This is a genomic window from Acidovorax sp. NPDC077693, assembly GCF_044542805.1.
Taxonomy (GTDB): domain Bacteria; phylum Pseudomonadota; class Gammaproteobacteria; order Burkholderiales; family Burkholderiaceae_C; genus Acidovorax.
In genome coordinates, this window is the sequence record NZ_JBITVD010000003.1 from 203,754 (window position 1) to 217,964 (window position 14,211).

Consider the following 14,211-nt stretch of genomic DNA (forward strand, 5'->3'; position numbering starts at 1 on the left):
TCAGCCTGAGCCTGTCAAAGGCCGTCACCAGCCCCGGCGTCGACAGGCTCAGCCCGAACGGTACTGAGTGAACCGGCAATTCAGACATCCCTTGGAGAACACCATGGACACCAAAGTCAAACCCGACATCGAGAACCTGCGCATCAACGGCGACCGCCTGTGGGCATCGCTCATGGAGCTGGCGCAGATCGGCGCCACGCCCAAGGGCGGCGTGTGCCGCCTCACGCTCACCGACCTGGACAAGCAGGGCCGCGACCTCGTCACCCGCTGGGCGCGCGAGGCCGGCATGAGCGTCACCATCGACAAGATCGGCAACGGCTTCATGCGCCGCCCCGGGCGCAACAACAGCTTGCCGCCCATCATGACCGGCAGCCACATCGACACCCAGCCCACGGGCGGCAAGTTCGACGGCAACTATGGCGTGCTGGCCGGCATCGAGGTGGTGCGCACGCTCAACGACCACGGCATCGAGACCGAGGCACCGATCGAGGTGGCCTTCTGGACCAACGAAGAAGGCAGCCGCTTCGTGCCGGTGATGATGGGATCGGGCGTGTTCGCCAAGGCCTTCACGCTGGAGCACGCCTACGCCGCCACCGACACCGAGGGCAAGACGGTGAAGGGCGAGCTGGAACGCATCGGCTACGTCGGCGAGCAGGAGCCGGGCGACCACCCCATCGGCGCGTACTTCGAGACCCACATCGAGCAGGGTCCGGTGCTGGAAGACAACGACAAGACCATCGGCGTGGTCAGCGGCGTGCTGGGCATCCGCTGGTTCGACTGCACCGTCACCGGCATGGAAGCCCACGCGGGCCCCACGCCCATGGCGCTGCGCAAGGACGCTTTGCTCGCCGCCACGCACATCATGCAGGACGTGGTGGCCGCGGCCCACCGCCACCCGCCGCACGGCCGCGGCACCGTGGGCATGGTGCAGGTGTTTCCCAACAGCCGCAACGTCATTCCCGGCCGGGTCAAGTTCAGCATCGACCTGCGCAACAGCACCGACGAACTCGTGGACCGGATGGCCGCCGAAGTGAAGGCCCGCGCCGAGCAGGTGGCGCAGGAGCACGGCGTGCAGGTGCACATCGAGATGGTGTCCAGCTACCCCGCGCAGGCCTTTCACGCCGAATGCGTGGAGGCCGTGGCCCGCGCCACCGCCAGGCTGGGCTACAGCCACATGCCCGCCGTGTCGGGCGCGGGGCACGATGCCGTGTACATGGCCAAGCTCGCGCCCAGCGGCATGATCTTCATCCCCTGCAAGGACGGCATCAGCCACAACGAGATCGAGGACGCCAAGCCAGAGCACATCACGGCGGGCTGCAACGTGCTGCTGCATGCGATGCTGGAGCGGGCAGGGACCTGACGCCCGCAACGCCGGGTGGACGCGGGCTCGGTACACGGGGCGGCCTTCCTGCCAACCAGCGCCTGCGCCGGCAGCGCAGGCCGTCCCGTCCCGTTGTGGGTGCGCCACAGGTCCCCCGCTGTTACACCTGGGTCCCCGCAGGCGCCAAGTCGTGCCCCCGTGCGGCCTGCACACCGATCTGCGCTTACCACAATGGGATGAAGAGACCGTGACTTTCTGGCGGTCTTGAGGGGATCAACGGGGCGGTCCCTGTATCTTCTGGTTACTTTTTCCGTTTCCCGAAGACGTTTCCCATGAAATTGCGTACCCGAATCCTGTGGCTGTGTGCGGCCACCTTGCTGGGCCTGGTGGTCCTGTCCGCCGTGGCCTTGACCACGCTGTACCGGTCGATGATGAACGAGCGCACGGCGCAGTTGTCCAACCTGGTCATCCTGGCCCACGCCGCCGCGCAGAAGGCGCACGACAAGGAAAAGAGCGGCGCGCTGTCCCGCGAGGACGCGATCAAGGAGGCCGAGCGCACCATCGGCAGCTTTGTCGACAAGGACAAGTATTTCTTCGTGCGCGGCTTCACCAACGATGTGAACTACGTGCACCCCAACCCCAAGCGCATCGGCATCGTCGACGAAAAGGGCGGCAAGGAAGCCGGCGTGCGCTACCGCGCCGCGCTGCAGGGCAAGACCATCGGCACGGTGACCGCGCCGGGCACGCGCCCCGGTGCCAAGGAACCGGTGGACAAGCTCTACGCCATCATCAAGTTCGAGCCCTGGGACTGGATCATCGGCTTTGGCGACTACGTGGACGACATCGAGGATGCGTTCTGGCGCAACACCGCCATCCTGCTGTCCATCGGCGCGGTGCTGATGCTCATCGTGGCGGTGATGGCCTGGCAGATGCTCCGCACGCTAGTGCAGCAGCTCGGCGGCGAGCCGCAGTACGCGGCGCAGGTGGTCACGCAGATCGCCGAAGGCAACCTGGCGGTGGATGTGCAGACGCGCCCGGGTGACACCTCCAGCATCCTGTTTGCCATCCGCGCCATGCGCGACAACCTGGCCCACCTGGTGACCCAGGTGCGCGACAGCACCGACTCGATCAACACGGCATCGGCCGAGATCGCGGCAGGCAACGGCGACCTCTCGTCCCGCACTGAATCGCAAGCCAGCGCGCTGCAGCAGACCGCTGCGTCGATGGAAGAGCTCACCTCCACCGTGGAGCAGAACGCCGCCAACGCCCGGCGTGCCGACGAACTGGCGCGTGTGGCCTCGGCCACCGCCGTGCGCGGCGGCGACGTGGTGCAGCAGGTGGTGGGCACCATGGGCTCCATCGAGCAGTCCTCGCGCAAGATCGTGGACATCATCAGCGTCATCGACGGCATCGCGTTCCAGACCAACATCCTGGCGCTGAACGCCGCGGTGGAAGCCGCGCGCGCCGGCGAGCAGGGCCGCGGCTTTGCGGTGGTGGCCAGCGAAGTGCGCAGCCTGGCGCAGCGCAGTGCCGCCGCGGCCAAGGAAATCAAGGGCCTGATCGACGACTCCGTGACCAAGGTGGGTGCGGGCACGCAACTGGTGGAGCAGGCCGGTGCCACGATGCGCGAGGTGGTCGACGGCGTGAAGAGCGTGACCACCATGGTGGCCGAGATCAGCGCGGCCAGCGCCGAGCAAAGCGCGGGCATCGCGCAGGTCAACCAGGCCGTGTCGCAGATGGACCAGGGCACGCAGCAGAACGCAGCGCTGGTGGAAGAGGCCCTGGCAGCGGCGCAGTCCCTGAGCCAGCAGGCGGTGGCGCTGTCGCAGACGGTGGGGCAGTTCCGCGTCTCTTGAGAGGGTTTTGCGCGGGCGCCGGCGGGCGTCGCGGGCGTGGCAAAACTTGGCTGGACAAGCTCTCTGGCTGTGCGAAGATGCAAACCATGGCGTCTACGGCCGGGGTGCGCCAAGGGCATCGCGGACGGAGCGCGCCGCCGGCGCACACCCTGTCTGCACTGCTGTCACCCCACCGTCATCACCACCATGCCCGCCCGTCTCTTGCTGACCTTTGCGCACCCGCAGGCCGCCGGCCTGGCGCTGGACTGTGGGCTGGCATGACCGTGTCGGCCCCCTTGCCGGCAGCGCGCCTGCCGCAACACCGCCTGCCCACCGACGCCGAGCTGGCCGAGCGCGGACTGCGCTGCGCGGCGCTGGAGTGGCTGTCGCGGCCCGTCTGGCTCTTCGACATCGACGGCCGGTGCGTGTACTGGGCCAATGCGGCGGCGCTGGCCGTGTGGCAGGCCACCACGCTGGCCGAGCTGTGCGGGCGCGACATGGGCCACGACATGTCCGAGTCGGTCGCGCAGCGGCTGGCGCAGTACCAGAGCGACTTCGTGCTGCGGGGCGACGCGAGCTTCACCGAGCAGTGGACCATCTACCCCGGCGGCGTGCCGGTGTCGCTCAACGTGCGCTTTGGCGGGCACCGCCTGCCCGATGGCCGCATGGGCATGCTGTGCGAGGCCGACGCCATGGGCGCGGCCCTGCCGGAGTCCCTGCGCTCGGTCGAGGCCCTGCTGCACACCGCGGTGATGATCACGCTGTACGACGGCAACGGCCAGGCGCTGTACCGCAACCCTGCCGCGCGTGCCGCCGTGCTCAGCCCCGGCGAGCGCCTGCAGGAGCGCGTGGGCAACGCGGCGGTGTTTGCCGCGCTCTCGCGCAGCCTGGAGCAGCACGGCGTGGGTACGCTCACGCTCGCAGTGCGCACGCCGCAGGGCGACCGCTGGCACGAGCTGTCGGCGCGCCGCTGCAGCGACGCCGTCACCGGCCAGGACGCGGTGCTGGTGAGCGAGGCGGACATCAGCGCCATCAAGCACACCGAAGAGCGCGCCAATTTCCAGTCGCTGCACGACGTGCTCACCGGCCTGCCCAACCGGGCCCACTTCACGCAGCGTTTTGCGCGGGCTGTGGAGGAGGCCAAGGCCCAGTCGCTCGAAGCTGCGCTGATGCTGATCGACCTCGATCACTTCAAGGACGTGAACGACACGCTAGGCCATGCGGCCGGCGACGAGCTGCTGGTGGCCATGTCGCAGCGCTTGCGCCACACGCGGCACGGCACCGAGGTGCTGGCCCGCTGGGGTGGCGACGAGTTCCTGGTGCTGCTGACATCGCCGCGCATCCGCGAAGACCTGGATGCACTGCACGAGCGCATCTCCGTGGCCATGGCGGCGCCGCTGTCCATTGCCGGGGCGCAGCTGCGCGTCACGTCCAGCATCGGCGTGGCGCTGTACCCGCAGGACGGCGAGTCCATCGAGATCCTGCTGCGCAACGCCGACCTGGCCATGTACGCGGCCAAGGAGCGCGGGCGCAACGCGCTGGCCTATTTCGACCGGCACATGGCCGAGACGGTGCGCAGCCGCACCGAGCTGGAGAAAGAGCTGCACCTGGCGCTGGAGCGCGAGGAGTTCGAGGTGTACTTCCAGCCGCGCGTGGACGTGGCCACCAACACCATCCGCGCAGTGGAGGCGCTGGTGCGCTGGAACCACCCGCGCCTGGGCGTGGTGTCGCCCGCGCATTTCATCCCGGCCTGCGAGACCACCGGCCTCATCGGCGCGCTGGGCCTGTGGGTGCTGGCGCAGGCGGCGCGCGAACAGGTGGCCTGGGCCGCGAAGGGCTGGGACCTGGTGGTGTCGGTCAACCTGTCGCCGCGCCAGTTCGCATCGCCCAGCCTGCTGCACGACATCACCAGCGTGCTGCGCGAGGCCGCTGTGAACCCCGCGCGCATGGAGCTGGAGATCACCGAGTCCATCCTGCTCGGGGAAGACCAGCACGTGCTCAACGTGCTGCGCGAGCTGTCGGCGCTGGGCCTGACGATTGCGCTCGATGATTTCGGCACGGGCTATTCCAACCTGGCCTACCTCCAGCGGTTCCCGGTCCACACGCTCAAGATCGACAAGACCTTCATCCAGGACACCGACGCCAACCGCTCGCTGGCCGAGCTGATCGTCTCGCTGTCGACACTGATGAAGCTCACGGCAGTGGCCGAGGGCGTGGAGACCCAGGAACAGCTCGACTGGGTGGCCGGGCGCGGCATTGCGCAGTACCAGGGTTATCTGTATGCGCGGCCGATGCCGGTGCGGGAGTTCACCGACTGGATGCGTGTGCACCCGCCGGGCTGAGCCTGGCAGACAGGCGTCGCCGCGATGCTCGGCTCACACTGATTCGGTCAGGCCGAGGCCGCCAGTTCCGGCGCGTCGGTGATACCCAGAAAGTGGTCCAGCATGTGGAAGTGGTCCTCGAAGAACTCCTCCTCCATGCCTGCCAGTTCGGACAGCGGCGTCCACTGCACCTGCAGCGCATCGTCGTCCGCCTGGACCTTGGGGAAGGCCGCGTTGCCCAGGTCGAAGTAGTGCGCATGCGTGAGCGTGCGGCCGCGCTGGCTGCGGTCGGGGTGGTCGAAGACGGCCACGGACTGCAGCGCGGCGCGCATGGTGGCTTCGGGCAGGTCGCAGTGGGTTTCTTCCACGAGTTCGCGCAGGCAGGACTGCCACACCGTTTCGCGCTGTTCGATGAAGCCGCCCGGCACGGCCAGCTGGCCTTTGCCGGGGGCGTGGGCGCGGCGGATGAGCAGCACGTGGTCCTGGCAGCGCAGGACAGCGTCCACGGTCACAAAGACGGGAGGGTAGGGTGCAGCGGACCAGGCCTCTCGGTAGCGGCGCAGCATGCGCCATTCTTCCTGCAGGGCCGGGTAGTGCGGGGTGTGGGCAAAGTGCTCCAGCGCTGTCAGTGTGCTGGGCGGAATCTCGGCCGCCAGCGGAGCCAGCGCTGCCTGCACTGTGGCGGGCGTGGCGCCGAAGTAGGCGTCGCGGATGGCGGTGGCGTCGATGCGGCCCTGGCGCTCCACGTGGATGAGCTGCCAGCCGGGGAAGGCGCTCAGGTAGCTGCTGGTGGCGTCCTTGAAGTGGCCCACCAGGCCGATGTTGGCATCGGCACCGGCGATCTCGGCCACGCCGCGGCGCACGGCCTGCACCCACACGGCCTCGTTGTAGTAGTCCCGCACGGGCAGCACGCGCACCCGGGCGCGGTCGGCCGCGGGCAGGGCTTCGTGCAGCATGGCCTCGCGTTCTTGCCAGGTGAAGGGGTTCTTGGGCGAGCGGGCCTGCCAAGCAGAGCCGACCACCACGATCACATTACGCGCGCTGTCGAGTGCGCGTTGCAGCAGGGCCAGATGGCCGGTGTGGACGGGCTCGAAGCGGCCGATGTAGATGGCGGTGTCGTGCATGTGTCTCCAGGCGGTTGAAGTGATCTGAGCCTCTACCGCTTGATGGGAGAGCGCTGCCAGCTACTGTTTTGATAGCGATTGTAAAAGGGCGTGCGGGGCTGCTCGGCGGCTGCTGAAAAGTCCATCCGTTCACGCCGGGCCTTTCGGCATGTCACGGCAGGCTTGTCGAAGCGCGGTGCCGGGCTTCGGCCAGCTCAGCCCAAGCGGATGGGAGTGCATTCCATATGCATGCCGTCAGACATATTTTGCCGCGATCGGCATCTGCCGCCCGCTGCCGAACGCCCGGGGCCGAACGCGCAGGATGGGCGGGGCCTGGCGGCGCTTGTATTCGTTGCGCGCCACCATCATGCGCACGCGCTGCACCAGGGCGCGGCCGGCGTCGTCTTCTTGCAGGTTCGACACGAAGGTCTGCGCGGCCGTGAGTTCGGCGGTGGACAGGCGCTCGCCTTCGATCAAGAGCTTGAGCACTTCGTCCAGCACCGGGTAGGGCGGCAGGCTGTCCACGTCGCGCTGGCCGGGGGCCAGTTCGGCGGATGGTTCCTTGTCGATGATGGCCACGGGGATCAGCTCGCGCCCGGCCTGTGCGTTGACGTGGCGCGAGAGCGCGAACACTTCGGTCTTGTACAGGTCGCCGATCAACCCCAGGCCGCCGTTGGTGTCGCCGTACAGCGTGCAGTAGCCCACCGAGATCTCGGACTTGTTGCCGGTGGTGAGCAGCAAGTGGCCGAAGGCGTTGGAGTATTCCATCAGCACCGTGCCGCGGATGCGCGCCTGCAGGTTTTCGAGCGGCAGGCCCGCCAGCGGCTGGTCGAACGATTGCCCGAACTGCTGCGCGTAGCCCGCCACCAGGTCTGCGATGGGGTGGGTGAACAGCTGCACGCCCAGGTTGCGGCACAGGGCCACCGAGTCGTCGACCGAGCCGCTGCTGGAGTAGCGCGAGGGCATGGTGATGCCCACCACGTTCTCGGGGCCCAGCGCCTGTGCGGCCAGGGCCAGGGTGAGCGCGCTGTCGATGCCGCCCGAGCTGCCCACCACCGCCTGCCGGAAGCCGCAGCGGCGCGCGTAGTCCTTGAGGCCCAGCATGATTTGCTGGCGGTAGAACTCCATGGTGGGAATGCCCTCGGCCGGCACGGGGGCCGGGGCCTGGCCGTCGCCCATGGAGAAGTGGCCGTTGTCGAACTGCAGGGTGCGCACGTCCTCCACGAAGCGGGGCGCCTCGAAGACGATGCCGGCATCGGGCTCGGCCGCAAACGATGCGCCGTCGTACACCAGCTGGTCGTGCCCGCCCACCTGGTTGACGTACAGGATGGGCAGGCCGTGGCGGCGCGATGAGCCGCCGAAGATCTGGTGGCGCTGCTCGCGCTTGCCCACGTGGCTGGGGCTGGCGTTGATGCTGATCACCAGGTCCGGTGCGGCATCGCGCAGGCGCACGAAGGGGTTGGTGACGTAGTCGGCGCCGTGGTCGTTCCAGCCGTCTTCGCAGACCAGCAGGCCCACCTGGGCATTGCCCACGCGCAGCACCTTGGCCACGTCGGGGCCGGGCTCGAAGTGGCGGCGCTCGTCGAAGATGTTGTAGGTGGGCAGCAGCTGCTTGGCGTACGACAGCTTCACGGTGCCGCCCTGCAGCACCAGCAGGCTGTTGTGCAGCCGCTTGCCCGGCCCGCTGGCGCGCGTGGGCGTGCCCACCACCCAGTGCAGGGCCGGCAGCTCGGCCGATGCGGCCTGCAACTCAGCCACCCCGGCCTCCACGCGCTGCATGAATTCTGGCTCGTCCAGCATGTCGCCGGGGTAGTAGCCGCACAGCGAGAGTTCGCTGAACACGACGATATCGGATTGGTCGGCTGCAGCCTTGCGGGCAGCATCCACCATGCGGTCGACATTGCCTTCGATGTCGCCGACGGTGATATTCAATTGAGCGATGGTGATGCGGAGCATTGCGTTTCCCTTGAGTGCGCAGAGCGATATGGAGTGGCTGAAAAACTCAGCGAAGCGGTCCTGGCTAGGCGTTCCGTCGCAGACAGTACCGGATGTACGGCAAGACGGAACAACGACGCCAGGAGAGTTTTCTCAGCCGCTCAATTCACAACGTTGAAGACTTGGCGGAGGTAGGCCAAATAGGTTTCATCGTCGCACAGCGTCTTGCCCGGCGTGTCCGACAGCTTGGCCACCGCTTGGCCGTTGGCACGGGTGAGCTTCATCACGATGTTCAGCGGCTTCATTTCGGGTGTGTCCCCCATGTCGTTGGTGAGGTGGGTGCCAATGCCAAAACCCAGCTGCGTGCGGTCGCCGAAATGGCGGTACAGCGACAGCGCCTTGGTGAGCGTGAGGCCGTCGGAGAACACCAGCCGCTTGGTGTTGGCGTCGATGCGCAGCTTGGCGTAGTGCGCCAGCGCCTTTTCACCCCAGGCCACCGGGTCGCCCGAGTCGTGGCGCAGGCCGTCGAACAGCTTGGCGAAGTACAGGTCGAAGTCGGCCAGGAAGGCGTCCATGCCCACGGTGTCGGTCAGCGCGATGCCGAGGTCGCCGCGGTACTCCTGCACCCAGTCTTCCAGCGCGGCCTTTTGAAAGTCGCGCAGCCGCACGCCCAGCGCCTGGTAGCTTTGCAGGTATTCGTGCGCCATGGTGCCGATGGGTACCAGGTTCAAATCGCGCGCCAGCAGCACGTTGCTCGTGCCCTTGAACCACTGCGGCGTTTGCTCGGCAAACGTCTTGACGACTTCGCGCTGCCAGTCGCCGCTGTAGCGGCGGCGCAGGCCGAAGTCGAACAGCTCGAAGGGGTGGCGCAGCGTGGCCTGTTGGGCCAGGTCCTGCAGCTGCTGCACCTTGGCGGCCAGGCGCTCACGGCCGCTGGCCAGCGCTGCGGCGGCGTCGAAGCGGCGAAAGTACAGCTCGTTCACGATGGCCAGCACGAAGATCTCGAAGCCCATCACGTGCACCTGGGGGCCGCGCGCGACGATGGTGAGCGTGTCGCCCTCGGCCCGCGCCTCGATGAAGCTGCGCTGGAACTGGAAGATGCGCAAGAAGTCGATGAAGTCGCTCTTGATGAAGCGCAGGCCGCCCAGGTAGTCCAGCTCGCCCTTGGTGAAGCGCAGCGAGCACAGGTGGTCGAGCTCTGCGTTCACCTCCGGCAGCAGTTCGGTCAGCGGGTACAGGGGTTGGTTGCGGCACACGAAGCGGTATTCGCTTTGCGTCTGCGGGTGACGGTGCAGCAGGGCCTGCCACATGGTGAACTTGTACAGGTCGGTGTCGAGCAGGCTGGTGATGATGCGGGTCATGGTGATGCTCCTGTTTTTGTAGCTGGTTGCGCTGGTTCAGCAAGCGCTAGGGATCCTCTGCACGAATCGAGTTGCCAAGTGTGCACTGCGGATCGGGAAGGAGTGCAAGGCGCAAAACGCAGCAATAGCTGTAGCTATTGCGAGTATTTGCAACGCCGCAGGCCGCCCGAGACCGCAGATGCACACGGCGCGATGATTCGTGCAGAGGGCCCCTAGAGGCTGATTTCCGTGCTGGTGGCCAGTTGCACGCCCTGGGCGCGCATGGCGTCGAGGAAGGCCTGGTGCTGTGGTTCGAAGCCGCCCACGGGGCTCATGCAGTCGGTCAGCAGAACGATGTGGCTGGGCCCGGCGCCGGCCGCCTGCAGGCGGGGCAGGTGCTGCACGATGTGCTCGGTGGTGGAGCGCACGCAGTGGCTGCTGGCTTCGCCGGCGATGATGAGCAGGTGGGCGGTGTCGAGCGCCGCGAGCAGGCGGGTGTTGAGGGCGGTGTCCGGGTCGGCGGCGTCGACCACCTCGGCCTGGATGGCGCTGTAGTGCTCGGTCCAGGGGTTGGTGCCCTTGAACACGTTGTGCACCGCGCGCTGTTGCTGCAGCTGCCAGTCGCCGCAGGCGGCCTGCACGTCGGCATGCACGCCGTGGCCCCAGCTGCCGATCTCGCAGTGCACCGGCCAGACCATGAGCGTGTAGCGGCCCTGGGCTTCGAGCGCATCCAGGTAGGCCAGCGTGCGCGGCAGTGCGGAGGCGCTGCGGGGCGTGAACGCGCCGCTGCGCACCTGGGCCGCCGTGATGGGGGTGAAGGGCGCGACGGCTGCGCCGCCTGCCTGCTGCCAGAACCCGGGATGGGCGATGTCGAAGCGTTGGTGCGAGTCGAGCGTGACGGTGATGGCGTCAAACCGTGCACCCTGCGTGCGGATGAACGCGGCCAGGCGCTGCATGTCGGCATGGGCGCCGGCGACTGGGAGGCTGGGTGCTGTGCGGCTGCCTGGGGGCTGGCCGGTCTGCACAGGATGCCACTCGGCAGGCAGGTCGCAGAAGTCGTTTTGCGGGTCGATCACCAAAAGCTGGATGTTGCGGGCCATGGTCTTCTCCTTGGGTTGGATGCAGTGTAATTTTGTTAATACAAAAATGCAACTAACTAAGATGCAACACGATGTGTCGGATTCCAGAGAGCTTTTTCTCTGAATACTTGGGGTTTTGAAGGTGCAGTGTTAGCCTTGTTCGTATATCTCTGCAATGAACTCAACGATCGAACCATGACCAGCGACAGTGCCCCCGCCGTGATCTGCACCGTGGACGTGGTGCTGCTGACCCTGGAGCAGAGCCAGCTGAAGGTGGCCCTGGTGCGCCGTGAGCGGGCGCCGTTCGCCCAGGCGCTGGCCTTGCCCGGCGGCTACATCCATGCGCAGGACGATGTGGACACGCAGGCCAGCGCCGCCCGCGTGCTGCGCGACAAGGCGGGCCTGGAGAGCCCGTACCTGGAGCAGTTGGCCACGTTCTCGGGCGCGGTGCGGGACCCGCGGGGCTGGTCCGTGGCGGTGGCGTACTGCGCGCTGGTGCCGCCCGAGACGCTGGCCCAGGCCGAGGGCCGCGTGGAGCTGGTGGCGGTGGATGCACTGCCGCCCCTGCCGTTCGACCACCGCCAGATCATCGACACCGCCGTGCAGCGCGTGCGTAGCAAGAGTCAGTATTCGTCGCTGCCGGTGCACCTGTGTGCCGAGCCCTTTACGCTGCCTCAACTGCAGGCCGTCTACGAAGCGCTGCTGGGCGAGGCCATCAACAAGGTGAGCTTTCGCCGCAAGGTGGACGAGCTGGCCATGCTGGAGCCCGTGCCCGGCGCCCTGCAGACGGGTGGTGCGCACCGGCCCGCACAGCTGTACCGGGTGCGGCCGGCGTACCGGCGCAGCCTGTCGCTGAGCGCGCGCGGCTTGTAAGCAGTTTTTTGCCAGTGCCAAACTGCGGGCCCGGGCCATCGGTGTGCCGTGTGTGTTGCGCTGGGGCACGGTGGCAGAAAGTGTTGGACCGCCCCTGCAAAATCTGGCACAAACGCAGGCTTTGACGAGGGAGTGGCGTGCGCTGGCAGCCGCCCCGCGTGCAGCGGCGGCCCACGCCGTACCCATAACAAGCCGGCCACCCACGCTGGCACCCGAGGGAAATCCATGTCTTTGCGGCTGAAATTCAACCTGGTGCTGGCAGCCGTGCTGCTGCTCGCACTGGTCGGTGCGGGAGCCTATGTGCATCGCTTCCTGCAGAAGTCGGCCATCGAGGAGGTGCAGCACAACTCGCAGATCATGATGCACGCCGCCATGGCCATCCGGGACTACACCACCGAGCTGGTCAAGCCGCACCTGGACGTGACGCTGGCCGAGAAATTCCTGCCGCAGACCGTGCCCGCCTACGCCGCCACCGAAACCCTGCGCCGCCTGCAGGGCCGCTTCGCCGGCTACGAGTACAAGGAGGCGGTGCTCAACCCCACCAACCTGCGCGACCGCGCCAACGAGTGGGAGGAGCGCATCATCAGCGACTTCCGCGAAGGCCGCGTGGACGTGAAGAAAGAGGTGACGGGCGAAGTGGGCGAGGGCATGCACCGCGCCATGTACGTGGCCCGGCCCATCACCATCAAGCAGGCCCAGTGCATGGCCTGCCACAGCACACCGGCTGCTGCGCCGCCGACCATGCTCAAGATCTATGGCGACAAGAACGGCTTTGGCTGGGGCATGAACGAGACGGTCGGCATCCAGGTAGTGAAGGTGCCGATGTACTTCCCGCTGGAGAAGGCGCGCCAGACCTTCTACACCGTGATGGGCGCGCTGCTGGCCAGCTTCGTGCTGTTGTTCGTGGTGCTCAACCTGTCGCTCTCGTCGCTGGTGATCGAGCCCATGGCCCGGCTCAACGCCAAGCTGGAGGACCTGGCCACCAAGGACTTCCTGACCGACCTGGTGAACCGCCGCCGGTTCTTCGAGCGGCTGGAAACCGAAATGGCCGACACGCGCATCAAGAAGAGCCACCTGTCGGTGGTGATGTTCGACATCGATTTCTTCAAGCGCATCAACGACACGTTCGGCCACGACTCGGGCGACGTGGTGCTCAAGAGCACTGCGCTGCGGGTGCGCGAACTGCTGCGCACCTCGGACTGCGCCGCACGCTTTGGCGGCGAGGAGTTCATCATCCTGCTCAAGGAAACGCCGGTGGACGCCGCGATGGCCATGGCCGAGGCGGTGCGCGCCCGCATTGCCGGAGCGCCGTTCGATTCGGTGGGGCATGTGAGCGCAAGTTTTGGCGTGGCCACCTGGGACCACCACGAAGATGCCCATGCTCTCATCAAGCGCGCAGACACCGCGCTGTACGTGGCCAAGTCCAAGGGCCGCAACTGCGTGGTGCAGGCCGAGGAAGCCACAGCCTGACCACCTCTGGAGCGCTGTGCACGGCATTGTGCAGAGCGCGGAGCGCAGCAGCTGGGCCGTGGCTGCCTGCGTCGCGCCCCGTGCCGCGACAACAGCTCCTCAGGCCGTCGTAGTCTTGGCTTCTTCGTAGGTCGCCAGATATTCCTTGGCGAGCTGCGTCTTTTGCTTTTCGGTCAGCAGCTTGCCCGCCATCTGGAAGAACTTGTGTTCCTCTTCTTTCAGGTGGTGCTCGACCTTTTCGGCGAGCTTCTTGGCCAGCGGCAGCCACGCGGGCGTTGCAGGGTCGGCCTCTTCGATGGATTCCACCAGCTCATCGAGTTCGTGGTGTTCCGAGATCGCGTGGCGCGACAGATCCACACCGGCATCGTGCGCCATCAGCGGAATGTAGAAATGCCGCTCTTCGCCCAGCTCGTGCGCGAGCAGTTCGGTTTTGAGCTGCTCGAACAGTTCGTGCCGCTCGGGCGTGTCGCCGCTGGTGTCGACCAGTTGCTTGCACAGCTCGCGTTGCCGTTCGTGACTTTCGCGCAGTGCTTCAAAGATGTTGAGTGCCATGGGAGTCCTGATTTCTTGTGTCGATCGTGGGGTGAAGCCGGCGGTGCGGTTACTTCAGCGCCTTGCGCGCTGCACCCACGCCCACGGCAGCAAGGATCACGAACACCACGGCGATGATCAGGAAGATCACGAACAGCACCTTGGCAATGCCTGCGGCGCCGGCAGCCACGCCGGTGAAGCCCAGTGCACCTGCAACCAGGGAGATCAGGGCAAAAATGATGGCGTACTTCAGCATGATGGTCGCTCCTAGCGGGGGTTGAAGAGCAGCCCGGGGCTGCGTGAGGGTGTGCTGGAACGATACCGGCGGGGCCTGGGCACAGCCGTCAGCATGGGCGGGATGCGGGTGTAGGAGAGAGTCGCCGGGGCAAGGTTTGCGCGGAGC

11 protein-coding genes are annotated in these 14,211 nt (G+C 66.9%); 5 read left to right on the top strand and 6 right to left on the bottom strand.

The genetic code is table 11. The annotated features are described in order from the left end of the window. Window positions 1–103: 103 nt before the first annotated feature. The 3 genes from ACIGHN_RS04890 to ACIGHN_RS04900 all read left to right on the top strand — a co-directional run bounded on the left by ACIGHN_RS04890 (window position 104) and on the right by ACIGHN_RS04900 (window position 5,498). Window positions 104–1,360 (top strand): Zn-dependent hydrolase, encoded by a 1,257-nt coding sequence (locus tag ACIGHN_RS04890; RefSeq protein ID WP_056416302.1) that lies wholly within the window; start codon window positions 104–106, stop codon window positions 1,358–1,360. A gap of 293 nt (window positions 1,361–1,653) precedes the next feature. Continuing rightward, the gene (locus ACIGHN_RS04895) at window positions 1,654–3,177 is read left to right on the top strand and encodes a methyl-accepting chemotaxis protein (RefSeq protein ID WP_396503481.1); all 1,524 of its coding nucleotides are present in this window, start codon (window positions 1,654–1,656) and stop codon (window positions 3,175–3,177) included. Between the two features lie 257 nt (window positions 3,178–3,434). After that, complete coding sequence (locus tag ACIGHN_RS04900) at window positions 3,435–5,498, top strand: bifunctional diguanylate cyclase/phosphodiesterase (RefSeq protein ID WP_056415266.1); 2,064 nt, start codon at window positions 3,435–3,437, stop codon at window positions 5,496–5,498. Between the two features lie 47 nt (window positions 5,499–5,545). On the opposite strand, the gene ACIGHN_RS04905 is transcribed toward ACIGHN_RS04900, so the two are convergent. From ACIGHN_RS04905 to ACIGHN_RS04920, 4 genes are all read right to left on the bottom strand, one after another. Then, the gene (locus ACIGHN_RS04905; protein WP_396503482.1) at window positions 5,546–6,601 is read right to left on the bottom strand and encodes a bifunctional nicotinamide-nucleotide adenylyltransferase/Nudix hydroxylase; all 1,056 of its coding nucleotides are present in this window, start codon (window positions 6,599–6,601) and stop codon (window positions 5,546–5,548) included. 234 nt (window positions 6,602–6,835) lie between these two features. Continuing rightward, on the bottom strand, window positions 6,836–8,536 hold the full coding sequence (locus tag ACIGHN_RS04910) for an NAD+ synthase (protein ID WP_396503483.1): 1,701 nt from the start codon (window positions 8,534–8,536) through the stop codon (window positions 6,836–6,838). Window positions 8,537–8,676: 140 nt separating this feature from the next. Further along, window positions 8,677–9,876, bottom strand: a complete 1,200-nt coding sequence (gene pncB, locus ACIGHN_RS04915) for a nicotinate phosphoribosyltransferase (RefSeq protein ID WP_396503484.1) — start codon at window positions 9,874–9,876, stop codon at window positions 8,677–8,679. A gap of 212 nt (window positions 9,877–10,088) precedes the next feature. Then, window positions 10,089–10,955, bottom strand: a complete 867-nt coding sequence (locus tag ACIGHN_RS04920; protein ID WP_396503485.1) for a cysteine hydrolase — start codon at window positions 10,953–10,955, stop codon at window positions 10,089–10,091. Between the two features lie 174 nt (window positions 10,956–11,129). Here ACIGHN_RS04920 and ACIGHN_RS04925 point away from each other — a divergent pair, with 174 nt between their 5' ends. Beyond that, on the top strand, window positions 11,130–11,807 hold the full coding sequence (locus tag ACIGHN_RS04925; protein ID WP_396503486.1) for an NrtR DNA-binding winged helix domain-containing protein: 678 nt from the start codon (window positions 11,130–11,132) through the stop codon (window positions 11,805–11,807). A gap of 225 nt (window positions 11,808–12,032) precedes the next feature. Next, window positions 12,033–13,277 (top strand): diguanylate cyclase, encoded by a 1,245-nt coding sequence (locus ACIGHN_RS04930; protein WP_396503487.1) that lies wholly within the window; start codon window positions 12,033–12,035, stop codon window positions 13,275–13,277. 99 nt (window positions 13,278–13,376) lie between these two features. Here the strand turns inward: ACIGHN_RS04930 and ACIGHN_RS04935 are convergent, their stop codons facing one another. Together ACIGHN_RS04935 and ACIGHN_RS04940 are read right to left on the bottom strand one after the other, a co-directional pair. After that, window positions 13,377–13,829 carry a hemerythrin domain-containing protein gene (locus ACIGHN_RS04935; RefSeq protein WP_396503488.1) on the bottom strand — a complete coding sequence of 151 codons (453 nt, stop codon included), beginning with the start codon at window positions 13,827–13,829 and terminating at the stop codon, window positions 13,377–13,379. A 49-nt stretch (window positions 13,830–13,878) separates the two neighbouring features. Continuing rightward, window positions 13,879–14,064, bottom strand: a complete 186-nt coding sequence (locus tag ACIGHN_RS04940) for a DUF1328 domain-containing protein (RefSeq protein WP_056415285.1) — start codon at window positions 14,062–14,064, stop codon at window positions 13,879–13,881. Between the last annotated feature and the right edge of the window lie 147 nt (window positions 14,065–14,211).